This window comes from Gordonia aquimaris (assembly GCF_026262595.1).
Lineage (GTDB): Bacteria > Actinomycetota > Actinomycetes > Mycobacteriales > Mycobacteriaceae > Gordonia > Gordonia tangerina.
Map to the genome: position 1 here is coordinate 42,214 of NZ_JAPKFM010000023.1, position 24,703 is coordinate 66,916.

General features: G+C 67.5%; 20 protein-coding genes. 10 read left to right on the plus strand and 10 right to left on the minus strand.

Annotated elements, in window-relative coordinates; translation table 11 throughout:
* Positions 1–71 precede the first annotated feature (71 nt).
* Together OSB52_RS18800 and OSB52_RS18805 are read right to left on the minus strand one after the other, a co-directional pair.
* Complete coding sequence (locus OSB52_RS18800) at positions 72–1,460, minus strand: amidohydrolase family protein (protein ID WP_235724354.1); 1,389 nt, start codon at positions 1,458–1,460, stop codon at positions 72–74.
* On the minus strand, positions 1,457–2,677 hold the full coding sequence (locus OSB52_RS18805) for a CoA transferase (RefSeq protein ID WP_266063075.1): 1,221 nt from the start codon (positions 2,675–2,677) through the stop codon (positions 1,457–1,459). The genes OSB52_RS18800 and OSB52_RS18805 overlap by 4 nt, the downstream gene beginning before the upstream one ends.
* Positions 2,678–2,735: 58 nt before the next feature.
* Between OSB52_RS18805 and OSB52_RS18810 the strand changes: the two genes are divergently transcribed.
* Entirely contained in the window at positions 2,736–3,788 is a 1,053-nt protein-coding gene (locus OSB52_RS18810; protein WP_372475093.1) for an enoyl-CoA hydratase/isomerase family protein, read from the plus strand.
* A 23-nt stretch (positions 3,789–3,811) separates the two neighbouring features.
* Here OSB52_RS18810 and OSB52_RS18815 read toward each other — a convergent pair whose 3' ends face one another.
* On the minus strand, positions 3,812–4,042 hold the full coding sequence (locus OSB52_RS18815; protein WP_235724351.1) for a hypothetical protein: 231 nt from the start codon (positions 4,040–4,042) through the stop codon (positions 3,812–3,814).
* A 291-nt stretch (positions 4,043–4,333) separates the two neighbouring features.
* Here OSB52_RS18815 and msrB point away from each other — a divergent pair, with 291 nt between their 5' ends.
* The 3 genes from msrB to OSB52_RS18830 all read left to right on the plus strand — a co-directional run bounded on the left by msrB (position 4,334) and on the right by OSB52_RS18830 (position 6,424).
* Positions 4,334–4,825 carry a peptide-methionine (R)-S-oxide reductase MsrB gene (gene msrB, locus OSB52_RS18820; RefSeq protein ID WP_266063076.1) on the plus strand — a complete coding sequence of 164 codons (492 nt, stop codon included), beginning with the start codon at positions 4,334–4,336 and terminating at the stop codon, positions 4,823–4,825.
* On the plus strand, positions 4,822–5,370 hold the full coding sequence (gene msrA / locus OSB52_RS18825) for a peptide-methionine (S)-S-oxide reductase MsrA (RefSeq protein WP_235724349.1): 549 nt from the start codon (positions 4,822–4,824) through the stop codon (positions 5,368–5,370). The genes msrB and msrA overlap by 4 nt, the downstream gene beginning before the upstream one ends.
* Positions 5,371–5,467: 97 nt before the next feature.
* Positions 5,468–6,424 (plus strand): Gfo/Idh/MocA family protein, encoded by a 957-nt coding sequence (locus OSB52_RS18830; protein ID WP_266063077.1) that lies wholly within the window; start codon positions 5,468–5,470, stop codon positions 6,422–6,424.
* Between the two features lie 146 nt (positions 6,425–6,570).
* On the opposite strand, the gene OSB52_RS18835 is transcribed toward OSB52_RS18830, so the two are convergent.
* From OSB52_RS18835 to OSB52_RS18850, 4 genes are all read right to left on the minus strand, one after another.
* Complete coding sequence (locus tag OSB52_RS18835) at positions 6,571–7,599, minus strand: ferritin-like domain-containing protein (protein ID WP_266063078.1); 1,029 nt, start codon at positions 7,597–7,599, stop codon at positions 6,571–6,573.
* 367 nt (positions 7,600–7,966) lie between these two features.
* Positions 7,967–9,304 (minus strand): MFS transporter, encoded by a 1,338-nt coding sequence (locus OSB52_RS18840; RefSeq protein WP_266063079.1) that lies wholly within the window; start codon positions 9,302–9,304, stop codon positions 7,967–7,969.
* Between the two features lie 37 nt (positions 9,305–9,341).
* Positions 9,342–10,217 (minus strand): shikimate dehydrogenase, encoded by an 876-nt coding sequence (locus OSB52_RS18845; protein ID WP_266063080.1) that lies wholly within the window; start codon positions 10,215–10,217, stop codon positions 9,342–9,344.
* Positions 10,218–10,364: 147 nt separating this feature from the next.
* On the minus strand, positions 10,365–11,009 hold the full coding sequence (locus OSB52_RS18850) for a TetR/AcrR family transcriptional regulator (RefSeq protein WP_235724344.1): 645 nt from the start codon (positions 11,007–11,009) through the stop codon (positions 10,365–10,367).
* 79 nt (positions 11,010–11,088) lie between these two features.
* On the opposite strand from OSB52_RS18850, the gene OSB52_RS18855 reads away from it, so the two are divergent.
* Both OSB52_RS18855 and OSB52_RS18860 read left to right on the plus strand, forming a co-directional pair.
* Positions 11,089–12,876, plus strand: a complete 1,788-nt coding sequence (locus tag OSB52_RS18855; RefSeq protein ID WP_266063082.1) for a bifunctional sugar phosphate isomerase/epimerase/4-hydroxyphenylpyruvate dioxygenase family protein — start codon at positions 11,089–11,091, stop codon at positions 12,874–12,876.
* 59 nt (positions 12,877–12,935) lie between these two features.
* On the plus strand, positions 12,936–14,312 hold the full coding sequence (locus OSB52_RS18860; RefSeq protein ID WP_235724342.1) for a hydroxysqualene dehydroxylase: 1,377 nt from the start codon (positions 12,936–12,938) through the stop codon (positions 14,310–14,312).
* On the opposite strand, the gene OSB52_RS18865 is transcribed toward OSB52_RS18860, so the two are convergent.
* Positions 14,302–15,603 carry a benzoate/H(+) symporter BenE family transporter gene (locus OSB52_RS18865; protein WP_235724341.1) on the minus strand — a complete coding sequence of 434 codons (1,302 nt, stop codon included), beginning with the start codon at positions 15,601–15,603 and terminating at the stop codon, positions 14,302–14,304. The two genes, OSB52_RS18860 and OSB52_RS18865, sit on opposite strands and share 11 nt — an antisense overlap.
* A gap of 263 nt (positions 15,604–15,866) precedes the next feature.
* On the opposite strand from OSB52_RS18865, the gene OSB52_RS18870 reads away from it, so the two are divergent.
* Positions 15,867–19,301, plus strand: a complete 3,435-nt coding sequence (locus OSB52_RS18870; RefSeq protein ID WP_266063084.1) for a serine/threonine-protein kinase — start codon at positions 15,867–15,869, stop codon at positions 19,299–19,301.
* A 15-nt stretch (positions 19,302–19,316) separates the two neighbouring features.
* Here the strand turns inward: OSB52_RS18870 and OSB52_RS18875 are convergent, their stop codons facing one another.
* A complete protein-coding gene (locus OSB52_RS18875) occupies positions 19,317–20,462 on the minus strand; it encodes a metallophosphoesterase (RefSeq protein ID WP_372512452.1) in 1,146 nt (381 codons plus the stop codon).
* Between the two features lie 423 nt (positions 20,463–20,885).
* Here OSB52_RS18875 and thpD point away from each other — a divergent pair, with 423 nt between their 5' ends.
* On the plus strand, positions 20,886–21,773 hold the full coding sequence (thpD, locus tag OSB52_RS18880; protein ID WP_235724339.1) for an ectoine hydroxylase: 888 nt from the start codon (positions 20,886–20,888) through the stop codon (positions 21,771–21,773).
* Positions 21,774–21,833: 60 nt separating this feature from the next.
* On the opposite strand, the gene OSB52_RS18885 is transcribed toward thpD, so the two are convergent.
* Positions 21,834–23,330 (minus strand): MFS transporter, encoded by a 1,497-nt coding sequence (locus OSB52_RS18885; RefSeq protein ID WP_266063086.1) that lies wholly within the window; start codon positions 23,328–23,330, stop codon positions 21,834–21,836.
* A 120-nt stretch (positions 23,331–23,450) separates the two neighbouring features.
* Here OSB52_RS18885 and OSB52_RS18890 point away from each other — a divergent pair, with 120 nt between their 5' ends.
* The gene (locus OSB52_RS18890; protein WP_266063087.1) at positions 23,451–23,924 is read left to right on the plus strand and encodes a MarR family winged helix-turn-helix transcriptional regulator; all 474 of its coding nucleotides are present in this window, start codon (positions 23,451–23,453) and stop codon (positions 23,922–23,924) included.
* The gene (locus tag OSB52_RS18895; RefSeq protein WP_308203680.1) at positions 23,921–24,661 is read left to right on the plus strand and encodes an SDR family NAD(P)-dependent oxidoreductase; all 741 of its coding nucleotides are present in this window, start codon (positions 23,921–23,923) and stop codon (positions 24,659–24,661) included. Before OSB52_RS18890 ends, OSB52_RS18895 begins: the two co-directional genes overlap by 4 nt.
* Positions 24,662–24,703 lie beyond the last annotated feature (42 nt).

Here is a 24,703-nt window from a genome sequence, read left to right on the forward strand (position 1 = left end):
TTTCCCGACATCACCTTGCGTCCGAAGCAAGGTGATGTCGGCGAATCGGGGTGATGTCGTCGAACCGTGGGTCATTCGACAAGGACCTGGCCTGCGATGACCGTGCATCTCACCCGCTGCGCGGCGGGCGCGGCCAGCGCGTCGGCCAATGGCCGGTCCAGCAGCACCAGGTCGGCGTCCGCGCCGACCTGGACCCGCCGGGGCGGGCCGCCGGGGTCGTCGAGCGGGGCGAGGTAGCCGTCGAGTGCGTCGGCGGCAGTGACGCGTTCACCGGCGCCGACGATCTCGCCGGTCGGTGCGCGCCGCTGCACGGCTGCAGCGATCACCACCCACGGATCAAGCGGACCGTAGGGGGCATCGCTCGACATTGCGGTGTGGACGCCACCGGCGAGCAGACTGCGACAGCGGTACAGATCCGGCAGATCCCCGGCATCCACCCGGCGCAGATAGTCGTCGCCGCGGTCGGCGACGAACCCAGGCTGGGTCACCACCCGCAGGCCCCGCGCGGCCAGATCGGCGATGGCGTCGGCGCCGATGATCGAGCCGTGCTCGATCCGATCCCCGGCGAGCACACCGACATCGTCGAAGACGGCCAGCAACAGTGCCAGCGCCACCCGGCTCACACAGTGCACCGCGACCGGCCGACGGCGCGCATGTGCGCGGCGAATGGTGTCGGCGAGGTCCTCGAGGTCGGGGAGCGCGCTGTCGGCGATGACGATCTTGTACGGCCCGACGGTGATGGTGTCATCGAAGCTCGGCGTGTCGTCGATGCCGACACCGAGAAGCTGAAGTCGTTGCGGCACAGCGCCGATGCGATGGGCCGTCACGAGTGCGTCCAGCGTGGCCGAGCTGAGATCGGGAGTCGCATCGGTGACACCGGTGATGCCGGATCGCGTGAGTTGCTGCCCGACCGCGCGCAAGTCGGGGGGTGGGGAGTGGGGGAGATGTGCCCGCAACCAGTCGTCGGCGCGCCACAGGCGTCCGGTCGGAATACCGTTGGCGTCACGTTCGATTCCCGGATGGGTGCCGCGATCGAGCCCCACGAGTTCGGACGCTGGGCTGTTGAGAATCCACAGTGCGCCACTGCGGTGCTGAATGCGAACCGGACGGTCGGGTACGAGGAGATCGACGGAGGCTCTGTCGAGCAACCCGCCCACGGTCTCGGTGTAGCCGACACCCCGAATCCAGTCGCCCTGCGCAGCAACCAAGGCCGATTCCAGCGCGTCGAGATCGGTGACGTCCGGCGGGCCGCACCGAACCGAGTCGGCGGCCGCCGCCATCGCATGCAGATGCAGATGGTGATCGTGCAGACCCGGCAGGAGTGCACCACCGCGGCCGTCGATGATGGTGGCGCCCGCGGCGGTCCCGGGCGCGGTGATGTCGGCGACGATGCCACCGCGCATCACCACATCGCGTCGACCCTCCGGCAATTCGACGTCGCGGAACACCGTGTCACTCATCGTCGTATCCCGAGATCGTGCAGCACCGCATCGGTGTCCGCGCCCGTGGGCGGCGCTTGGCCGACGGGCTCGCGGCGGCGCGGCCTGGCGATCGGCACCGGACCGTCGGCGGTGTCGACGAACCAGGTTCCGCTCGCGCCGGATACACCTGCGTCGTGGTGGCCGGTGAGCGTCGCCGCGACCACCCCACTCATCGAGATGTCGTGCAGCGCATCATCGTCACCTGAACTCATCGCCAGTGCTGCGGCGGTCAGCCCGGTCAACGGGTCGGCGATGGCGTCGCCGACGAAGACCGGTCCGCGCTCGTCGTGGGCGATGAGCCCGGCCGAGGCCGCCACGTCGTCGCCGAACCCGATCCGATTCGACGCCCGACCGCACGCGGTGATCGACAGCCATGTCGTGCCGGAACGAACGAATTCCTCTGCGTCCAGACCGAATCCGCGCAGCGCGCGTGGTCGTGACGCCTCGATGACGATGTCGGCCGCCGACGCCAGGCGATACAACGCGGCGCGGTCGTCGTCGACGTCGGGATCGAGCACCACCGACCGGTGCCCCCCGTGCAGCAGCCGATAGAAGTCGGCGTTGCCGCGGCGGGCGCCGTCGGGCCGCGTCGGCGTGTCCACTTTGATCACCGAAGCGCCGGCGAGTCCAAGGAGGTGCGCACACAGCGGCCCGGCCCACAGCGCACTGAAGTCGACGACGAGCAGGCCGGCGACTGATCGGGGTCGACGGCCGGTGACATCGACGACCGGGGCGTCGCGGACGCCGACGCTGCCCGCCGCCACCCCCAACAGTTCGGCCCGTTCGTCGAGTTCGGTACCCGGATGGTCGCGTAGCCACTGGCCGACGGCCCGCCACGGGTCGTTGCCGAGGTCGTCCGATCCGATCAGCGCTCCGTACAGCGCGGGGTCGTCGGGACGGGCGATCGACACCGCCGCCCATCCGTCGGCGGTGGGTAGCAGTCGGCAGGCGCCGCCCGCCGACGACGCGCCCGACCGTCGGTGCCCGGTGAATGCGGCCCGCTCGGCCAACAGCTGCGCCCCGTCGAGCCGGACGGCACCCGCCGTGGCGGTGGCGATCAGATCGGTGAGCTCGCTCGCCCGCGTCGCCGCGACCCCCGGCGGAATCACCGGCGGGCCGTCGGGGTGGCCGGTCAGCCACGCCACACCGCTGCGCGCCCAATCGCGAACCGGATCTCGAGGCGTGGCGGTCGACACCGGGGCGATGCTACCTCCCGGTGCGATCACGTCGGCCCCATCAGGACAGGATGGAGAGATGACACCGCAGGTAACGACCATGACTGTGGACGAACTCGCCGATGGGGCCGACGCAGTGGGCGCGCTGAACGCACAGGGAGAGACCGTGCGGCCGGTTGTCGTCATCGATCTCGACGACGCCGATCAGTCGACTGTTGCACGTGCCGCCGACGTGGCCAGCCGGGCCGACCGCATTCTCGTCGGCCGCGCCTCAGGTGCACCGGATACCGCGCTCGAACCGTTGACGGCGGCCCTGGACCTCACCTACGGCGACGCCTCGGGTGGCCGCGAGATCATCACCGTCGACGACGTCGAGGAGGCGATCACCGCATTCGTCGCGGCCGCCGAGGCCACCCCGCAGGCGGCATCGGTGGCGGCGCAGGTGGTCCGGGCCTCGGAATCGATGTCGATACCCGCCGCGCTCGACGTGGAGTCGCTGGGCTATTCGGCCCTGCAGGGTGGCGTCGAGTTCGGTCGCTGGCTCGAGGAACGTCGCGCGCTCGGACGGCCGTTGCCGCCGCCACCGGCCGGCGACCCGGTGCTGGTGGACCGCCGCGCCGACGACCTGCACATCACGCTCAACCGGCCGGAGCGGCGCAACGCCTACGGGGTGGCGTTGCGCGATGCGTTTGTCGACGCGTTGCGGATGCCGTTGCTGGACAACACCATCGATCGCGTCGTCGTGGACGGCGCCGGCCCGTGTTTCTGTGCGGGCGGCGACCTCGACGAGTTCGGTCACACGCCCGACGCCACCACCGCACATTTCGTGCGCACCCGCGGCGGCGCGGGACGATTGGTCGCCCGGCTAGCCGACCGCATCGAAGTACGGCTGCACGGCCAATGCGTCGGCGCCGGTATCGAAATCCCGGCGTTCGCCCATCGCATCGTCGCCGCGCCGGACACGATGATCCGGCTGCCAGAGGTGTCGATGGGACTTCTCCCCGGCGCCGGCGGCACCGTCAGCGTCCCACGGCGGATCGGCCGATGGCGCGCGTTGCATCTGTTCGTCACCGGATCGCCGATATCGGCCGATGCGGCGCGGGAGTGGGGTCTGGTCGACGAGCTCCGCTGAGTCCGGCCACCAGACCCGGGACCTCAGGCCGGCATCGCGTGCCCCGGCCCGGCCTCGATCCGGCCGGCCGCCACCACGTCTATCGCGTCCCGCACCGCCGGATCCAGCGTGGTGTCGGTACTCAGCGCTTCGCGCAACCGCGTGAAATAGGCGACCTCGGTGAGCCCGAATCGCACCAAAATGTCGTCGGGGTCGCCGCCACCGTAGCGGTACCAGCTCTCGGCGTAGGCGACCAGTTCTGTCGCATCGTTCATGCCACCATGGTGGCGCACCTTTGTGAACTGCAGATTGCGAGTCGTTCCAGTGGATGACGAGACCTCGACTGCCTATCACCGTTCGCCGGCCGATGATGCCGGGCCGACGCGGGTCGTCTCCGACCACGCAGGTCGCCTCGGATCGCGCGGGTCGTCGACAACCCGCGGCGTCCCGCCGGAACCGCGCCGTCCCAGACGGCCCGCGCAACTCGTTGTGGCAGCCGGGACCAAATCGGGGGTGAGGTTTGTTGTGCAGGGTGACGCCGCAGCCAGCGGCGCGAAGGAGGAAACGTGAGCAACGAGTACCGCAAGACCGACGAGGCCGTTCGCGGTCTCACCGACGCGCAATACCGCGTCACCCAGCGCGACGGCACCGAGCCGGCCTTCCACAACGAGTACTGGGACAACCACGAGCCCGGCATCTACGTCGACGTCGTGTCGGGGCAGCCGCTGTTCTCGTCGACCGACAAGTACGACTCGGGTACGGGATGGCCCAGTTTCACCAAGCCGATCGACGAGGACGCGGTGACCACGAAGTCGGATCGCACGTTGTGGATGCGACGCACCGAGGTTCGTTCCGCGGGCGCCGACAGCCACCTCGGGCACGTCTTCGGCGATGGCCCACGCGAGGCCGGCGGGCAACGTTACTGCATGAACTCGGCGGCGCTGCGCTTCGTTGCGGTCGCCGACCTGGAAGCCGAAGGTTACGGCGACTACCGGAAGCTGTTCGACAGCACCGACGATCAGACCGACACCACCACCACGGAAAGGGACGCCTCATGACCACCGACACCGGCCAGATCACCCGCCGCCCCGGCACCGAGACCGCCGTGCTTGCCGGCGGATGCTTTTGGGGGATGGAGGACCTCATCCGCCGACAGCCCGGCGTGCTCGACACCCGGGTCGGGTACACGGGCGGGTCCAATGATCACGCCACCTACCGCAATCATCCTGGTCACGCGGAGGCGGTCGAGATCGTCTTCGATCCGACGCAGACGTCGTTCCGCGACATCTTGGCGTTCTTCTTCCAGATCCATGACCCGAGCACCAAGGATCGGCAAGGCAACGACGTGGGTTCGAGCTACCGGTCGGCGATCTTCCCACTGACCGCGGAGCAGGAGACGGTCGCGCGCGACACGATCGCCGACGTCGACGCATCGGGGCTGTGGCCGGGCGCGGCGGTCACCACCATCGAGCCCGCCGGTCCGTTCTGGGAGGCCGAGCCGGAGCATCAGGACTACCTCCTGCGCTATCCGAACGGCTACACCTGCCACTTCCCGCGCGCCGGGTGGGTGTTGCCCAAGCGTGCGGACGCCGGCACCACCTAGTTTCAGCAACACCAGCGACACGGCGCCCACCGCTGAGCCCGCGGTGGGCGTACTCGATTTGCGGTGAGCCGATGATCCACGCTGCGAGAATGGGCACATGATCCGGATCGCCACCGTCGGTACCAGCACCATCACCCGGAACTTCCTGGACGCGGCCGCATCGGTCGACGAGGTGGCGGTCACCACGGTCTACTCCCGCGACCCGCGACGTGCCGCCGAGTTCGCCGCCGACACCGGGGTGACCCATTCGACCGACGACCTCGACGGTCTACTCGCCGACGCGGAGATCGACGCGGTTTATCTCGCCTCGCCGAACGGTGCGCACGCCGAGCAGGCGAGACGGGTCGTCGACGCCGGTAAGCACGTGCTGGTGGAAAAGCCGGCCGTGCCCACGGTGGCGGAATTCGACACGCTGCTGGAGGTGGCCGCAGCCCGAAAGGTGGTGGTGCTGGAGGCGATGCGCAACGTACACGACCCCGCGCTTCGCCACGTCGCCGCTCTGATCGCAACGGTGGGTCCCGTGCGGCGGGCGTCGTTGTCGTACTGTCAGCGCTCGGCCCGCTACGACAAGGTGCTCGCCGGTGAACACGTCAACATCTTCGACCCGGCGCTCGCGGGCGGGGCATTGCTGGACTTGGGCGTGTACACGATCGCCGCCATGGTCGAGTTCTTCGGCGAACCGAATCGGGTGACGGGGTCATCGGTGCCGATCGCCAGTGGCGTCGACGGTGCGGGCGCCGTGCTGGCCGCCTACGACGACTTCGTCGTCGACCTGTCGTATTCGAAGATCACCGCGTCGGATCGGCCCGACGAGATTCAGGGCGAGCACGGCACACTGACCTTCGATCACGTGGCCCAACCGACCGTCGCGCAGATCCGGATGCACGACGGCACCGTCACCGACCACACCTTCGGCGGGCCGTCGAACAACATGGTCCACGAGATCCGTCGCTTCGCCGACCTGGTGGGCGGCGATGCCGATCCGGCGAGCGATCAGCGGCGCACGCGGGCGACGCTGCGGGTCGTGGAGGAAATTCAGCGTCACCAGATCTGACGGTCTGTGCTTGACCCTGCTCGCCTCATCGGCCGACGGCGAGGTTTCGGTGGCCGTCGGGGTGTCGACGACAGTGCCGCCACCGACGCTGAGCCGGTGGCGGCACTGCGGCCCTTGGTGGGCCAGGAGTTGGTGGACAGTGTCGATCAGGACACGCCCACCACATCCTTGGCGATGTCGGCGAGCCGGTCTTCTGCGGCCGACACGACGCGCTGTCGTTGCTTGTGTGCCTCCTCGTAGGCGAGGACGACTCGGATATCAGACGGCTCGGTCAATTCCTTGACCGCCGAGACCGCTTGGCCGACATTGAGGTCGGAATAGTCATTGATGGGCAGCTCGGTTGATTCGACGATGCCGGTGGCCTCCCGTACCTGGTGGATACCGTCGGCGACGTCGGACGCACCGTTGGCGCGTGCGCTGCCCTCGACGGCTTCGAGCGCTGCATCGCGACCGGCGGCCACACTACGAGCGGTCGCCTCACCGATGTTCATCAAGGTGTGACCGGCGTGGTCGGCGGTGTCGGCGACTGCGCTGACGCGCTGCCCCAACCGGTCGCGTACTTCAGCGGCAACAGATGGGGATTTGCGAAGCGCAGCGGCTACTCGATCGATACCGTGCGCGGTCAGCGAGGCCGGCAGTGTGATGGCGCGGGTGGCCAGGCCGCTTGCCCACTGGGTAGGCGTACGACGCAGCGCCGCCGGGCCACCGAGCGCTTCTTCCGCGAGGACCGTGGTGATCCACTCAACTGTCTCGGTGTGTGCCTGGACCAATCGATCGGCCATGGTGGCGAGCTCGGAGTCCTGGTTCCCGGTGGCCAGCGCCTTGAGATACTTGGCGCGACCCACCAGCTGCTGTTCCAGGGCCAGGTCACTCAGCAGCGCCTCGTCGAGGGGCTGCGCTTGATCAACGACACTCTTCACCAGCGCGTTGGCCCGACCGATCGCAGGGCGAATCATGTCGGCGAAGCCGCCACGCTCACGAAGAGCGGTCTCGATTCCGTGCGCGCGGGAACGACCCTTACGGGCGTTTCCTGCGAGTTCGTCGCGGACGGCGTCGGTTCGTGCCTGCGCCTGGCGTATCTCGGCGATCTGGATCTCGGCGTTGGTCAGCGTCAGAATCGTCCGCAACTGCTGCGCAATCGCGGCGCTGGTCGGTCGGGTCTGCGTGGAAACCATGATGTGGAATCGCTCCCTTCGTCATGTGTTGGGTGCGTACATCTCCAGCGTGGCCAGGCCGCGGTGTTCCGAAACCTTCAGTGGGCAAAATGCGGGCCGATCCTGGCGTCCGAACCGCGGCCGACCTGCGGAACCGGCCGTGGGATTACCTATGTCACATCGGTCGCCGACACCCGAGCCGCCGACAGCGAGAGCCGCCATCCGATCAGATGGCGGCTCTCGAGTGGTGGACGGCCCCGGACAGTGCGCCTCTCGGCACGTGGCCGCTCGCAGCGGCGAAAAGGGGTGGGGCCCGGGGGCAGAGATTCCGGGGCCGTCGCAGTCATCAACGGCGGTTCGTCGGAATCTATTCCGCCAGGGTGCCCGATCAGTGCATCACGAGTTCCTTGAGCTCCTCCGGAGTGGTCCGGCCAAGCGCAGCGGTCGGCACATCCTTGGTCTCGCGAGCGGTGAGGGCGGCACCGGCCGCGATCAGGCACACCACCGCGGTGAAGATGCTGATGACCACCCAGCCGCCTTCCCGGACACCGCCGAGCGCGGTCACGATCGACGGCGCGAAACCGGCCATCAGGAAGCCGAGCTGGGTGCCGATCGCCATGCCGGAGAACCGAACCGGGGTTGAGAACATCTCGCCGTAGAACGACGGCCACACCGCGTTGGCGGCCGCGTATCCGAAGGAGAAGGTGGCCACCGCGAGTGCGAAGGTGATCAGGTGATAGTCCTGGCTCATCGACAACATGTAGAAGGGCATCAGGACCGCCGACGACGCCGCACCGTAGATGAACACCGGCTTGCGACCGATGTGGTCAGCGAGTTTGCCGAACACCGGCTGGGTGAGCAGGGCGACGACGTTGGCCACCACGACAAGCCACAGGGTGATGTCGGAGTCGAGGCCCACCTCGTCGCCGTAGGCCAAAGCCAGGTTCGCGAACACCGTCGACACGGCCGCGATGAACGCGCACAGGATGACCCGAACCACGGCGCGCCACTCGTAACGCATCAGCGGGATCAGCGGCATCTTGGCGATGGTGCCCGCTTCCTTGGCCTCGGTGAACTGCGGCGTCTCATGCAGCTGACGGCGGATGAAGTAGGCGACCACCACCACGACTGCCGACAGCCAGAACGGTACCCGCCAGCCCCAGCTGTATTTGGCGTCGTCGGGTAGGGCCATGAACGGGATCATGATCAGCGAGGCGAGGATCAGGCCGCCCTGGGTGCCGGTGAGGGTCCACGAGGTGAAGAACGCCCGCTGGTTGTCGGGGGAGTGCTCCAAGGTCAACGAGCTGGCCCCGGCCTGCTCTCCGGCAGCCGAAAGGCCTTGCATCAGACGGCAGATCACCAGCAGGCCGGGGGCGAGCCAACCGATGGTGTCGAAGGTCGGCAAGCAGCCGATGATGAAGGTCGACACGCCCATCATCACCAACGTGAACATCAGGACACGTTGTCGGCCGATACGGTCGCCGAAATGCCCGAGGATCACCGCACCGACCGGTCGCGCGATGTAGGCGAAGCCGAATGTCGCGAACGACATCACCAACGACGCCTGGCTGTCCGACGGGAAGAACACGTGCGGGAAGATCAGCGCCGCGGCCGTCCCGAAAAGGAAGAAGTCGTAGTACTCCACGGCGCTGCCCATGAAGCTGGCCAGCGCGGCACGTTTCGGTGTTCGCTGCGGCGCGGCCTGCGGTTGAGACGTTGCGGTCATCGGGACTCCTTGATCTGATTCTGCTCGGCGCGGAGGGTCATCGGGGCTGGTTCGTGGCCAGCCGGCGGAAATGTTGGGACATGCGATCGGCGTCGGGGGTGAGTCCGGTGATCAGCGCGAAGGCGTCGACGGCCTGGTGCACGGCCATGTGACCGCCGTCGAGGGTGCGGCATCCGGCTGCGCGGGCCGCCGCCAGCAGCGCGGTGTCGAGTGGGCGGTAGACGATGTCGGCCACCCACAGGTCGGGATGCAGCAGCGCCGGGTCGAAGGCAACGCCCGGATGTGCGGCCATCCCGGTCGGGGTCGCGTGCACCACCCCGTCGCTGTGCGGCAGCAGGATCGAGAGTTTGTCGAACGACGACGCGTCGACCTGCGCCAACGGGTGACGGCCGACGAGTTCACGCGCCACCGTCGAGGCGCGGTCCACGTCGAGATCCACCACGGTGAGGTGAGTGCACCCCAGCCGGAGCAGGGCGTCGGCGACGGCGGTTCCGGCGCCGCCCGCGCCCACCAGCACGACATGGTCGAGACGCGCGTCGGGGAGGCCCTCGGTGAAACCGTGGGCGAAGCCGGTGGTGTCGGTGTTGTGGCCGACGGCGCCCGCCTCGGTGAACAGCACGGTGTTGACCGCGCCGAGGTCGGCCGCGACGGGATCGATCGCATCGAGGTGCTCGATGACGAGTTGCTTGCAGGGGTGGGTGACATTGACCGCGTCGAAGCCCAGCATCCGCGCCCACGTGAGTACCTCGCCCACCCGCTCCGGGGCCAGCGACAGGCTGGTTAGGTCGATCGGTCGGTACACGTAGTCGAGGCCGTGGGCGCGACCCTCGGCCATGTGCATGGCGGGGGTCAGCGATGGTCCGACGCCGGTGCCGATCAGGCCGACGAGGTGGCTGGACGTGGGGTTGCTCATGCGGGCTCTCCGTAATGTACGAACTAGTACGTTCGCAAAGTAGAGCATTGTGTTCCGGGTCGCGTCAAGGGTGAAGGTGTGATCGCGCTCTCCACAGGGCGCCCGGTGATATCGGGGCGGTGGGCCGTGAAGCCCGGTGATCTGGGGTTACGGCTGGCTGGTCAGCCAGCCCACCACCACGTCACCGATCATCCGGCGCAGATGGGCGCGTTGAGAGGTCTCCGTGAGGTCGACGTCGAACAGGAAGCCGAAGGTGTACTGATTGGCTACCTGGAACACGCAGTACGAACTGATCACCAGGTGGACGTCCAGGGCGCTGGCGTCGTCGCGGAAGACGCCGCTCGCGCGTCCGTCGTGCAGGATCTCGTCGAGCAGCGACGTGGCCGGTGCGGAGAGCTGGGGTAGATCGGCGAGCTGCCGGATGAACTCGCCGCGATGAATGTTCTCGATCGACACGAGGCGGATGAAATCGTCGTTGGCGATGTGATGGTCGAAGGTGACCTCGGCCAGCCGGCGGATGGCCTCGACTGGATTGCGGTGGTTGACCTGCAGTTTCTGCTCGGCCTCGCGGATGCCGCGGTATGCCCGCTCGAGGACGGCGAGGTAGAGCTGCTCCTTGCCGCCGAAGTAGTAATAGATCATCCGCTTGGTGGTGCGGGTGCGTTCGGCGATCTCGTCGACGCGGGCGCCGGAGTAGCCGGACTCGGCGAACACCTCGGTGGCCACCGTCAACAGTTCCGCGCGGGTGCGTTCGGCATCGCGCTGCAGTTCGGCTTTTGGCTTGGCGGCCACGTCGGCCGACTCTACTGGGTGAGCCTCCGGGGCGCGGCAACCCTTGCGGCGTTAATTAACCGATTGGTACATTGCAGTGATGAAGACCTCCATCGCCACCGTCTCGTTGTCGGGCTCACTCGTGGAGAAACTGCACGCCTGCGCGGCTGCCGGATTCGACGGAGTGGAGGTCTTCGAACCCGATCTGATCGCCTGCGAACACTCTCCGGAGGAGATCCGCGCGCTCGCCGCCCGCCTCGGTCTCACCCTGGATCTCTACCAACCGCTACGCGACTTGGAGGGCGTCGCCGACGATGTGTTCGCCGATAATCTGCGCCGCGCGGCCGCCACCTTCGCCACCGCAGGTCGGCTCGGCATCGACACCGTCCTGGTGTGCAGCAACGTCGCCACCGCGACAATCGATGACGACGCGGTCAGCGCCGCGCAACTGCGGCAGATCGGTGACGTGGCCGCCGATCACGGCGTCCGGATCGCCTTCGAGGCGCTCGCGTGGGGTCGTTTCGTCGACGACTACCGTCGCGCCTGGCGCATCGTCGAACTCGCCGACCACCCTGCAGTGGGGGTGTGCCTGGACAGCTTCCACGTGCTCTCGCGTGGGCACGATCCGGCGGACATCGAGCAGATTCCCGGCGCCAAGATCTTCTACCTGCAACTCGCCGATGCCCCCGCCCTTCAGATGGATGTCTTGTCGTGGAGTCGTCATCACCGGCTGTTCCCGGGTGAGGGGGCATTCGACCTGGCCGGTTTCGTGCGCCATGTCCTCGCGGCCGGCTACGTGGGCCCGCTGTCGCTGGAGGTGTTCAACGACACCTTTCGGCAGACCGACCCGGGCCGCACCGCCGTGCACGCGCTGCGATCGCTGCTGTGGCTGCAGGACGCGCTGCACCTCGCGCCGGTTGCGGATGCCAAACCGCCCAACGGGTTCGATTTCGTGGAGATCAAAGCCGAAGACACCAGTGAGGTGGAGGTGTTGCTGGGGCAGCTCGGATTCATCCCCGGTGGCCGGCATCGCAGCAAGCCCGTGACGCTGTGGCAGGCCGGCTCGGCGCGAGTGGTGCTCAACGAGCAGCAGGCTCGCGACGAGGTGCCACACGTTGCCGCCATCGGCCTGCAGGTCCCCGACGCCGACGCGACGTCGCGCCGGGCGGCCGACCTGATGGCGCCGGCCGCATACCGCCGCACCTATGCCTCCGAGCAGCCGTTCGGCTCGGCCGTCGCGCCCGACGGCACCGAACTCTTCTGGGTTACCCAGCCGCCCACCGGGACAGCCGACTGGGTGAGCGAGTTCCGCGACGGAGTACCCGCCGCCGGCGGCCCGGTCCACGCCGTCGACCATGTGAACCTGACGCAACCGTGGCAGACCACTGAGGACGCGGTGCTGTTCTTCACCAGCGTGTTCGGGCTGAGCGCCGACGACCCGACCGAGGTGCCCGGCCCCACCGGGTTGGTCCGCAGCCAGGTCTTGCGCACCGCCGACGGAGCGGTACGTATCCCGCTCAACGTCGCACCGCTCGCGGTCGCAGACGGGTCGTTGGCCCAACACATCGCATTCGCCTGCGACGACATCGTCGCGCTGGCGCGCACCGCACGCGATGCCGGACTGGAATTCCTGAGCGTGCCCGACAACTACTACGACTACGTCGCCGGACGCTTCGGGGTCGACGACGACACCGTCGCCGCGCTACGGGAACTCGACCTGCTCTACGACCGCAGTCCCGGCTCGCAGGGGCACTTCATCCACTTCTACACCCGCACGGTGGGTTCGGTCTTCTTCGAATTCGTGCAGCGGTTCGACCACTACGACGGGTACGGGGTGGACAACGCGCCGGTCCGACTCGCGGCGCAACGCAGCCGGACCCGCAGCTGACCCGCGTCGGCGTCACCGGTCAGTCCTCACCGGTCAGCCCTGACCGCTATTGTCGTCCCATGTCGGAGAACCGTCGCAGACACTGCGTGGTCGTGGGTGGGGGACTGGCCGGGCTCGCCTCGGCGGTGTGGCTGGCCGAGGCGGGACAGCAGGTGACACTGCTGGAACGACGCGGCTCGCTCGGTGGGCGCACGATCGCGATGCCCGTGGCGACCGTCGACGACGTCCCCGACAACGGACAGCACGTGTTCGCCAGCGGCTACGAACACCTGATGCGCTATCTCGACAGCGTCGGTACCCGCGAGCACGTCGCCTTCCCTGGACACATGACCGTCCGCATGCCCGGCGGCGCCACTCGACGCTCGGCGTTCGGCGGGCTCGACGGACTCCGAACCGCGGTGGGGGACCTGCCCGGCGTTACCGGCCTCGATCGGCTGCGCACCGCGCGCGCCCAGGCGACACTGATCCGGCAGGCACTGCGGCAACCGGACTGGCTCGACGACATCACCGCCGACGAGTGGTTCCGACGCATCGGTATGCCGCAGTCGGCACGTGACGCGTTGTGGGACGGCATCGTGATCGGCCTGACCGGTGACAAACCCACCATCTCCTCGGCCAAGGTGCCCGCGGATCTGCTGGTGACCGGCATCCGGCGGGCACGCGCGACACGGACCCCCATCTCGATCGGCTATCCCACCGTCGACCTGGACACCCTGTTCATCGACGGGGCGCAGAAAGTGTTCGCCGACAACGGGGTCGACGTGCGGCACCGCGCCGTGGTGGCGTCGATCGACGTGTCCGACGGGGCCGTCAGCGGCGTCACCCTGACCGACGGACAGAAGGTCGCCGCCGACGCGGTGATCTGTGCGGTGCCGGTGTGGGGTGTGAAAGGCCTGCTCGATCAGGTGCCCGGCCACGAGGAGATCTACGCGGCGGTCGACGCGCTGTCCCCGGTGCCGATCGTCAGTGTGAACCTCTACCTGGATCGCTCGATCGGGATGAGTGATTGGGGCGAGATCCTCTACGGCGGTGAGGGTGTGCTGGAACAGGTCTGGGACCGCCAGCGTATGCACGGGCGTTCGGCGGAGCGCCATCACCTCTACTCGACCACGGTGTCGGCCGCCTACGACCTGACGTCGAAATCCAACGCCGAGATCACCGACATCCAGATGGCCATGTTGCGCAAGTACTTCCCGGACGCGGCCGATGCCGAGGTGATCCATAGTCACGTGGTGCGGATGCCGAAATCGACCTTCGCGCAACGGCCCGGCACCGCCGGCATCCGCCCCGATCAGCGCACCGCGGTCACCGGCCTGGCGCTGGCCGGTGACTGGACCCGCACCGACTGGACCACCACCATGGAAGGTGCCTGCCAAAGCGCCGCGCGCGCCGTCGAGGTGGTACTGGAGTCCGTTCAGCGTGGCCTCAGGGCTTAGGGTCCCGCGCCTTTTCTGTCCGAAAGTCCTCCCGCTCCAACAGCCACGCCACCGCGAGGCCCGCGAGCAGACCCCAGAATGCCGAACCGATGTTCAGCACGGTCAGGTCCGAGATCGACACCAGAAAGGTGACCAGCGCGCCCATGCTGAACCGCGAGCCGAACGCCGAGCGGAAGGCGCCCAGCAGCGCACCCAACAGCGCAAGCCCGCCGACAGTGGCGATGAAGGCCGACGGCATCGCCAGCATCAGTGCCACGAAGACCGGGGCCGCCAGACCGACAGCCACGGCGAGGACGCCGAAGGTGAGCGCCGCGGTGTATTGACGCCGCCGTTCGCCACCGGCAACCAACAGCGCGTTGGTCGGCCCGGCGAGGCAGGTCGAGATCGACCCGACGGCGGCCGCGAGCATCGACCACGCGCCGCACAGCATCGTCACCACATTGACCGGGGTGCGATGCCCGGCGGCATTGAGCACCGCGGTGCCCTGGCTGTTCTGCACCACGATCACCGTGATCGCCAAGGGAACAACCAGCTCGAGCAGCGCGCGAAGACTGAACTCGGGAGTCTGCAGCACCGGGGTGGCGATCCACGAGGTCGGGCGTTCGGTGAAGTCGAAACGCCCGCTGACCGCGACTGCAACCACTCCGGCCAGGCAGGCCCCGATAATGGGTGGCATCCATCGCGTCAGGCTGCCGTGACACTGCAATGCGAAGAACACCAGGACGATCGGCACCGCCACCACCGGATCGGCACCGATCGACGTGACCACACCGACCCCGAACTGCAGGAACACTCCTGCGACCATCGCCATCACGATCGGTTCGGGCAACGCCGACATGAGCCGACGCACCCGCCCGGTCATCCCGACCGCGAGGATCAGCGCACCGGTGACCAGGAAGGCGCCCAGCACCTCCGCCCAGGACAGGTGACCCAACGCCGATCCGACGAGCACGGTGCCGGGGATCGTCCATGCGAAGGCCAACGGCATGCGATAAATCCAGCTCGCGGCGACCGTCAGGATGCCGTTGAGCACGAATACGCCGAAGATCCACGACGACAACTGGGCCGCAGACAGCTGACCTGCTGATCCGGCCGCGAGGATCACCGCCACCGGACCCGAGGCCGAGAAGATCAGCCCGACGATCCCGTTGCTGAGGTAGGTGCCGCCGATGTCGCGCAGCGCCGTCCGCGGTCCCACCCGCGGTCGGGCGATCGGTTCCACGAACGGCTCGGAGCCCACATCTCCGCCGGGCACCGCGCGCTCGCCCGCAATGGCGTCGGGAGCAGGCATGACGGTTCCTTCTGGTATCGCATCAGAGATGGGTTCGCGGTCGATCGTCATGCTAGGTGGCTGCGGCGCCCGGTTTAAGGACAGAGATTCGAGTGGTTGATCGACGATCCTTATCATTGCCGCGCAGGCGACTCGGCGCGCACCCGACGCGGTGGCGCCCCCGCCGGGTGCACGTGTCCGTTTCGGGGAGACCGTGGCCGTTATCGGACTACGCTGGATTGTGCACTGACAACGCGCCCGACGCGCGATCGAGGGCACAAACGATGGCCGAATACGATCCGCAGACCACTCAGCGCGATGTCGTACCCGACATCGCCGGACAACTCGTGGGCGCGGGATTCGTCGAACCGATCCTGATCGGCCACGGCGGATTCGGCGCGGTCTACCGCTGTGAGCAGGCGGAACTGGACCGGACGGTGGCCGTCAAGGTGCTCACCGATCATCTCGACGAGGAGAACCTCGAACGCTTCGTACGGGAACAGCGCGCGATGGGTCGGCTGTCGGGGCACCCGAACATCGTCAACATCCTCGAGGTCGGCAGCACGCCGGGCGGGCATCCCTACATCGTGATGCAGTTCCACCCGCATGATTCGCTGGACTCCCGCATCCGGAAACACGGGCCGCTGGCCTGGCAGGATGTGCTGCGGTTGGGAATCAAGGTGTCGGGCGCCCTGGAAACCGCCCACCGGTCGGGAACCCTGCACCGCGACGTCAAACCGGGCAACATCCTGCTCACCGAATACGGCGAACCGCAGCTCACCGACTTCGGGATCGCACGTATCGCCGGCGGCTTCGAAACCGACGCCGACATGGTGACCGGTTCGCCGGCGTTCACCGCACCCGAACTGTTGTCCGGGGCGGCGCCGTCGGTCGCGACCGACGTATACGGCCTGGGAGCGACCCTGTTCTGTGCACTCACCGGCCATGCCGCCTTCGAACGTCGCAGCGGCGAGCAGGTGGTCGCGCAGTTCCTGCGGATGTCGGCCGAACCGCTCCCGGATCTTCGTGCGGCGGGTATTCCGGCGCCGTTGTCGCGTGCGGTGGAGTGGGCCATGGCGCGCGACCCGGACGATCGGCCGGGAACGGTCGTCGAATACGGCGAGGGCCTGCGTGACGTGCAACGGCAGCTGGGACTGTCCGTCGACGAGATGGCGCTGCCGATCGAGTCCGCCTCCGACCCGATCGGTGCCGGCCCCGACCGGCGGGTGCGGGCCGGGATCACCACGGCCCCGCCGACTCCGTCGACCAAGTTCCGGCCGCCAGTGCGGCCACGCGCGCAGGTGCCGCGGGATCGGCTGATGGAGATCCTCCGGGCGGGCGAACGTCGCCGGCTCATCGTCATCCATGCGCCCGCCGGCTACGGGAAGACCACTGTGGCCACCCAGTGGGGCGAAGAACTCGTACGCGACGGCGTGGCGGTGGCGTGGTTGACCGTCGACGACGACGACAACGACCTCGCGCGGTTCCTCGCCAACATCGTCGAGGCGTTGCGGCGTGCGGCGCCGGTGGTGGTCGGGGACCTCGCCGAGGTCATCGAGGAGCACGGCGCGAAAGCCGAACAGTACGTGCTGACGTCGCTGATCAATGAGATCCACGCCCGGCATGAGCAGTTGGCGATCGTCGTCGACGACTGGCACCGGGTGAGCGATCCGGCGTCGATCGCCGCGATGGACTTCCTGTTGGAACGCGGATGCCACCATCTACAGGTCGTGATCACCAGCCGATCGCGGGCGGGGCTGCCCATCAGCCGGATGCAGGTGCTCGACGAACTCGTCGAGATCGATATCGCTGGTCTGTGTTTCGATGCGGCCGAAGCCCATTCGTTCCTCGTCGACGTCGCCGGACTGCCGTTGCAGGGTGCGGAGGTCACGGAGTTGCGCAACTCCACCGACGGATGGGTGGCGGCGTTGCAGCTGGCCTGTCTGTCGTTGCGGGGAGCCGACACCCCGGCCGAACTCATCAGCCACATCTCGGGCCGACATCATGCCATCGGCGACTTCCTGGCAGAGAACGTACTGTCCACCCTGGAACCCGAGGTACTCGAGTTCCTGCTGACCGTCTCACCTCCCGAGCGTCTCTGCGCCGGTCTCGCCTCCGCGCTCAGCGGTCAGCCGCGAGGACAGGCTTTGCTGGAGGACATCGAAACCCGAGATCTGTTCTTGCGCAGGGTGGATCAGGAAGGGGAGTGGTTCCGCTTCCACCCGTTGTTTGCCGAGTTCCTGCGGCGCCGACTCGAACGCGACATGCCCGATGCGATCATCCGCCTACACGGCACCGCGTCGGAGTGGTTCGCCGCCCACGGGATGCCCGCGGAGGCCGTCAATCACGCACTGGCTGCGGGTGATACCGACCGCGCGGTGGCGTTGGTGGAAGCCGACGGGCGCACCCTCATCGAGCATGCGCACATGGCAACGCTGTTGGGGTTGGTGGATAAACTGCCGCCCGCGGCAGTGGCCAAGAGTCCTCGGGTGCAACTGTTGCTGACCTGGGCGAATGTGCTGCTGCACCGGACCACGTCGGCCGAGGGCGCGTTGTCGCGGGTCGCAGCCGCCCTGGCGGCCAGCCCCGACCACGGCGACCCGGACATCCGTGTGGAGGCCGACGTTCTAGAAGGATGCGTTCGGGTCACCGCAGACCGCACCGACGGCATCGACGAGTTGGTGGCCGAGGCGCTGGCGCGTCCGGAGACGTTGCCGGCGTTCGTCGTCTCCGCGGCCGCGAACGTGGCGACCATCGCGGAGACGTTCCGTTTCGATTTCGACGCCGCGCATCGTCGGCAGCAGCAGGCCACTCCCTACCACCAGCAGAACACCGGGCCGTACGCCGTCATGTACGGCCATGCGCTCGACGGGATCGCCTACTTCGAACAGCTCGAACTCGACCGAGCCGAAGAATGCTTCCGCAGCGCACTGCGGGTGTCCATCGACACCCGGTCGGCCACCAAGTCGCAGGGCGCACGGCTGGCCTGCGCAGTGTTGGCCGATGTGCTCTACGAACGTGGTCGTGTCGACGAGTCTCGACGGTTGATCGAGGAGAGTTCCAAACTGGGCGCCGACGAAGGCGTCATCGACATGATCAAGGCACGCTTCATCATCGGCGCGCGGTTGGCCGTGCTCGACGGGGACCGGACCGGCGCGGCCGCGCTACTCGATGAAGGGATCGACATCGCCGACCGGCTGGATTCACCGCGCTTGAGGGCGTTTGTTGAGGCGGAGTACGTGATTCACGATCTGCCGGCGCGGCGTGGCGTGCACCCTCGGGTCACCTACGACACCCGGACCTTTCCGGATGTCGGGATCGCCGCCATCGTCGCCCAACTCGATGCGGCGACCGCCATTCGGTTACTGCGCGACAGTTCCGACGCGGCCGATCGTGACCAGGGACTGCGTTGGGCGCAGGACTGGGTGGACCATCTCGCGACGACCGGCCGAGAACGTGCGAAGCTGCGCGCCGCGCGTTTGCTGGCCACCTGCCTGGCGGCGGCCGGTCGGATGGACGAGGCGAAACAGCAAGCAGCACAGGTGGTGGTGCGCTGCGTCGACACCGGTATGGTGCGCTATCCGCTCGACGGGGGAGTCACCTTCCTGCGGTTGGTGGAGGCGATCCGCTCCGACATCGGCAAGGACACCTGGAGTGACTCCTCCCGCCGACCGCCGGTGCGGTTTCTGGACGAACTGCTGGGCAGAGTCGAGCGTTGAGGTCCACCGCGACACCTACCGGCTCTGCAGCGTCAACATGCTGATCTCCGGCGGAGCGGCCACCCGCACCGGCGGACCCCACGCTCCGGCTCCGCGGGTGGTGAAGATGGTGGTGTCGCCGACCTGATCGAGGCCCTGCACGGTGGGTTGTTGCAGCGGAACGAGATACATGATCGGCCACATCTGGCCACCGTGCGTGTGGCCGGAGAACTGCAACTCCACGCCGGCGTCGGAGGCCTCGGGCGCCTGCAACGGCTCGTGTGCGAGCAGCAGGACGAATCGGTCCTGGTCTCGCCCGGCGAGCGCTGCTTCGAGGTCGGGCTCATAGGGCGCCGGCGCCGTCTCGTCGTGGACCCCGGCGAGGTCGATGGTCGCCCCGTCCACGGTGATCTCGGTGCGCTCGTTGCGTAGCGTGCTGATCCCCAGCCGTTCCCACTCGTCGAGCCAGGCGCCGCCGTCGTCGAAGTAGAACTCGTGATTGCCCGACACCCCGAACACGCCCAGGGGAGCGGATAGCTCGGCGAGGGGGGCGAGGTCGTCTCCCACCTGGGCGACGGTTCCATCGGTGAGATCGCCGGCGATGAGTACGAGGTCGGGTTCCTGGGCGTTGACATCGTCGACGACCTGCTGCACGAGGCCCCGACCGCGGGCAGGGCCGACGTGCAGGTCGGAGATGAGCGCGACGCGGATGCCGCCGAACTGCTCGGGCAGATCCGGTACTGCGACCTCGGTGTGGGTGACCTGCGGCCGGGCGGCTTCGACGACGCCGTAGCCGACGGTGGCGACCGACGCGACCACCACGACAGCGGTACCGATTTGGACGGTCCGACGGCGCAAAATGTCGACGCCCGCGCGGCGATCCGCACCGCGCACCCGGCCGACCAGACGCAGCACCACCGAGATGAGCCCGACCGCCAGCAACCCGAGGACCAGGTAGACCACTGTCGCCCCCCACACCAGGCCGACGAATGCAGGTGCACGAGCCCATCCGGGATCGAACAGTCTGCCCGTCCCGAGGCCGATGAAGGCGAGTACGGCGAGGACCACCAGTGTTGTGTCGGCGACCACCGACCACGGTCGTTTGAGGCCGGTGGCCCGAACGAGCCTTCGGTGCAGTCCGAACGTGATGAGGCCCAGCAGCAATGCGAGGACCGCCGCCATGATGATTGCCATGGACGCGGACATTCCTTTCGTCGGCAGGCCTACCGCATGCCGACGAGCAAACGTAGCCACAAGTGTCGCCCTCGATGGCTGTCGCTGTGTCGACGGCGGAGTCGCGAGTTTAGTCGAAGCCACGTTTGGTTAGGGGGGCGCTTGTGGCGGAAGTCTCATTTATCGCTTTTCTCGGCCGGTGGAGTGCGTGGTCGCGACGTCTTCGCAGATAAGCCCGCGAAACCGACCGATTCGCGCCATTGTCGGAGGTCGTCGCCATTTTAGGTCTGCCTTGCACCCCGTCTTTTCGGGTGGCAACCTCGGTGTGGCGCACGAAGCTGAAACACCACGCTGAACTGCCCGCAATATTTGCGAAACATGACAACAGAACACGGCGAAGATGCCGATTGAGGGAAAGGATCAGCGAAGATCGTGATAACTCAAACAGCAACGAAACCAGTTGACGTTTACCGGACCCGGTTGGCCAAGCGTGGCCAGATCGAGCCACGGCCGCATCCGACCGTCTGGGGGGACACGTCGGGACGCGGACCACTCTCGGCCGACCAGCTCGCGGCGTACGACGAGCGCGGCTTCCACACAGCGACAAATGTACTGAGCGACGGAGACATCCGGACCTGCATGGGTGAGGTCGATGCCATCACCGAGCGGCTCGGCGACGACGAGCGGGTGATCCGCGAATCATCGTCGGGCGACGTGCGGTCACTGTTCGCGGTGCACCAGCTCAGCGATGCCATCGCCGAGATTTGCTCGCGCCGCGACATCGTCGGCGTTGCCGAGCAGATCCTCGATGACGAGGTCTATGTCCATCAGAGCCGGATGAACCTCAAGCCAGGGTTCGCGGGTGGGCCGTTCTACTGGCACTCCGACTTCGAGACCTGGCACGCCGAGGACGGCATGCCCAAGCCGCGGGCGCTGAGCGTGTCACTCGCGCTGACACCGAACTACGAGTACAACGGCGCGCTGATGATCATCCCGGGGTCGCACAAGAAGTTCCTGACTTGCGTGGGAGAGACTCCGGGTGACTATCACCGCGAATCGTTGACCTCTTACCGGCCGCCCTTCGGCACGCCGGAGGAGGACGACGTGACCGCGCTGGCCGAGGAGCATGGCATCGATATGGTCACCGGCCCTGCGGGTTCCGCGCTGTACTTCGACTCGAATTGCATGCACGCGTCGTCGGGCAACATCACCCCATTCCCGCGGAGCAACCTGTTCGTGGTGTTCAACGCAAAGTCGAACGCCATCGGTGAGCCGTTCGCGGCCGAGCAGGCGCGCCCGGATTACCTGGCACATCGCTGACAAACACACGAGCTCCCCCTCTCAAGAGTCCTCGAGAGGGGGAGCTCGTCGTACCAGTGCTCAGGTACGCGCCGCGGTCACCGTCTCGCTCGCCTCGGGGGCGGTCTGGTGGTCGGCCTTCTTGCGTAGGACCGGGATGAACATCGTGATGGCGACGCCGACGAATGCGGCGATCGCGCCGATCAGGAAGCACCACCGGAACGCCGAGTGGCTGGGCACATCGAAGGAACCGTAGGTGACGGTCGAGCTGGTCAGCACCAGTGCCATCACCGCGGAGGCACTGGTGGTGCCGATCGAGCGCATCAACCCGTTGAGGCCCACGGCTGCGCCGGCCTCGCGGATCGGCACCGAGTTCATGATCAACGTGGGCATGGCGGCGTAGCCGATGCCGACACCCGCCGAGCAGATGACCGAGGCCAGCGCGAGCTGCCAGGGCGCGTTCATCAGTAGGAAGGCGCCGAGGTAACCCAGTCCGAGCACGGTGGCGCCGATGGCCATCGTGAACTTCGCGCCGATCGTGTTGATCAGCGTGCCCGAGACCGGCGCGAACACCAGCATCATCAGGCCACCGGGAGCCATCCACAGGCCGGCGGCGAGCAGCGTCTGGCCGAGGCCGCCCATCGCCACCGGGATCTCCAGCAGCTGCGGCATCACCACGGCCTGGGCCATCATGCCGAAGCCGATTGCGATGGCGGCGATGTTGGTGAGCAGCACGGCCGGGCGGGCGGTGGTGCGTAGGTCCACCAGCGGATCGGTATGGCGCAATTCGTAGGCGCCCCAGATCAGCAGCAGCACGAGACCGCCGAACAGCAAGCCCAACGTGCTGGCCGATCCCCAGCCCCAATCGTTGCCCTTCGATACGGCGATCAGGATGCCGGACAGGCCCAGCGCAAGACCGACGGCGCCGCCGATATCGAAGTGTCCGCCGTTGCTGTCGTCGATGTGCGGGACGAGTACCGCGACTAGCACGGTGACCACCAGGGCCAGCGCGGCCGACACCCAGAACAGTGCGCGCCAGTCGAATTCCTGGGCCACCCAGGCAGACAACGGCAGGCCGATCGCGCCGCCGACACCGAGCGTGGCGCTCATCGCGGCAACCGCCATCGATGTCAGCTTGGGCGGTGTGACCTCCCGCATCAGACTGATGCCGACCGGGATGAAGCCCATGGCCAGGCCCTGCACGGCTCGGCCCACGATCATCGGGATCAATGACCCGCCGAGCGCACAGATCAGCGACCCCACCACCAGCAGCATCGCGCTGCCGAGCATGATTCGCTGTTTGCCGAACATGTCGCCCAGGCGCCCTGCGATGGGCATGGCCACCGCCGCGGCCAACAGCGTGGCAGTGATGACCCAGGACGCATTGGAGATCGACGTGTCCAGCAGTCGGGGCAGTTCCGGCTGGATCGGGATCACCAGCGTCTGCATCAAGGACGCGACGAGACCGCCGAAACACAGGACTGCAACCACCGCGATCGCGGCGCCGGTGTGCTTGTCGTCGGTCAACTCGGCGTCCACCGGGACGGCCGACTGCTCGCCGGATGGCGAAGTGCTCATGGGCTCCCTTTCCTCATTCGCAAGACTCCCCGAAACTGATGTGTAGCGTACATATGTACGATGCACATACCAACTCGTGGGTAGATTGCCAGGTGTCGTGACCGGGAGGGGATGTCGGATATGCCGGAAATCGGGGACGAGTCGGTGTGGCAGACGCCGCTCTACCAAGGGTTGGCCGAAGAGCTGCTACGGATGAGTCGACGTAAGACCCATATCGTTCCCGGGGCCATGTTGGAAGCCTCGGCGTTCGCGATTCTGTGGACGCTCTCCGACGGCGCCCCGCGCACGCTGCGTGATCTCGCCGACGAACTCGATCTGGATCAGTCAACGGTCAATCGGCAGGTCAACGCGGCCATCAAGCACGGCCACCTGGAACGTTTCGAGGTGGCCGGCCAGGCGAGTCGGCTGATCCGGCCCACTGCAGCCGGCGAGGCGGCGTTCGAGCACGACGGACAGCTGCGTGCCGATCGGCTCCGGCGGGTGTTCGCCGACCTCGATCCCGGGACACCCGAAGCGCTGCTGCACGAGTTGCGCGCATTCAATGACGCCTACGAGCGCACCTACGCCCGCCAGCACGAAACTGCCCAGCGGTGACCGACACCGATCCGACCGGGCCTGAGGTGGCTTCCTCCGGCACCTACCTGGTAACCGGAGCCGCCTCCGGGATCGGCCTTGCCGTCGCGGATCGGCTGTGCGTCGCCGGGCACCGGGTGATCGGTCTGGATTTGCGCGACGTCGACGTGTGCGCGGATCTGTCCACCCCCGCCGGGCGGCGCGGTGCGGTCGAAGCGGTGCTCGCCTCGGCCGGCGGCCGGCTCGATGGTGCGGTTATGGCCGCCGGTCTCGGGCCCGCGAAAGGGCGTGAGGACAGCATCGTGGCGGTGAACCTGCTCGGTGTCATCGAACTGCTTGAGGGCCTCCGTCCAGCGCTCGCGGCCGCCACCGACGCAAAAGTGGTGGTGCTGGGCTCGAACTCGGCCGCCACGACCCCCTTTGTGCCACGACGTGCCGTACGTCTGCTGCTCGACGGTGACGACGAGCGTGCGATTCGCCAGATCCGGCGGCGCCGGGGCGTGGCGGCGCCGGTGGCCTATGCCGCATCGAAACTGGCGGTGGCGAGGTGGTGTAGGCAGCGCGCGGTCGCCGATGAGTGGGCCGGTGCGGGAATCAGGTTGAACGTGATCGCGCCCGGACCGGTATTGACCCCGCTGCTCCGTGCCCAGCTCGACAGCAGCACCGGTGCTGTAGGTTCTCGGATTCGGTGTCAGTTTCTCAATTTCATGTCAGTCGCCTGTCAGCGGCGTGTCGGTTTCTCAAATTCGTGTCAGTAGCGGGACCCTGAAAAAGTGCCCCGGACCAGCGAGGTTGAGGTC

Excerpts from the sequence above, each read along its gene's own strand:
- OSB52_RS18800 (WP_235724354.1), bottom strand. The coding sequence starts at position 1,460 with ATGAGTGACACGGTGTTCCGCGACGTCGAATTGCCGGAGGGTCGACGC.
- OSB52_RS18810 (WP_372475093.1), top strand. The coding sequence starts at position 2,736 with ATGACACCGCAGGTAACGACCATGACTGTGGACGAACTCGCCGATGGG.
- OSB52_RS18815 (WP_235724351.1), bottom strand. The coding sequence starts at position 4,042 with ATGAACGATGCGACAGAACTGGTCGCCTACGCCGAGAGCTGGTACCGC.
- msrA (WP_235724349.1), top strand. The coding sequence starts at position 4,822 with ATGACCACCGACACCGGCCAGATCACCCGCCGCCCCGGCACCGAGACC.
- OSB52_RS18830 (WP_266063077.1), top strand. The coding sequence starts at position 5,468 with ATGATCCGGATCGCCACCGTCGGTACCAGCACCATCACCCGGAACTTC.
- OSB52_RS18835 (WP_266063078.1), bottom strand. The coding sequence starts at position 7,599 with ATGGTTTCCACGCAGACCCGACCGACCAGCGCCGCGATTGCGCAGCAG.
- OSB52_RS18840 (WP_266063079.1), bottom strand. The coding sequence starts at position 9,304 with ATGACCGCAACGTCTCAACCGCAGGCCGCGCCGCAGCGAACACCGAAA.
- OSB52_RS18845 (WP_266063080.1), bottom strand. The coding sequence starts at position 10,217 with ATGAGCAACCCCACGTCCAGCCACCTCGTCGGCCTGATCGGCACCGGC.
- OSB52_RS18855 (WP_266063082.1), top strand. The coding sequence starts at position 11,089 with ATGAAGACCTCCATCGCCACCGTCTCGTTGTCGGGCTCACTCGTGGAG.
- OSB52_RS18860 (WP_235724342.1), top strand. The coding sequence starts at position 12,936 with ATGTCGGAGAACCGTCGCAGACACTGCGTGGTCGTGGGTGGGGGACTG.
- OSB52_RS18865 (WP_235724341.1), bottom strand. The coding sequence starts at position 15,603 with ATGCCTGCTCCCGACGCCATTGCGGGCGAGCGCGCGGTGCCCGGCGGA.
- OSB52_RS18870 (WP_266063084.1), top strand. The coding sequence starts at position 15,867 with ATGGCCGAATACGATCCGCAGACCACTCAGCGCGATGTCGTACCCGAC.
- OSB52_RS18875 (WP_372512452.1), bottom strand. The coding sequence starts at position 20,462 with ATGGCGGCGGTCCTCGCATTGCTGCTGGGCCTCATCACGTTCGGACTG.
- OSB52_RS18885 (WP_266063086.1), bottom strand. The coding sequence starts at position 23,330 with ATGAGCACTTCGCCATCCGGCGAGCAGTCGGCCGTCCCGGTGGACGCC.
- OSB52_RS18890 (WP_266063087.1), top strand. The coding sequence starts at position 23,451 with ATGCCGGAAATCGGGGACGAGTCGGTGTGGCAGACGCCGCTCTACCAA.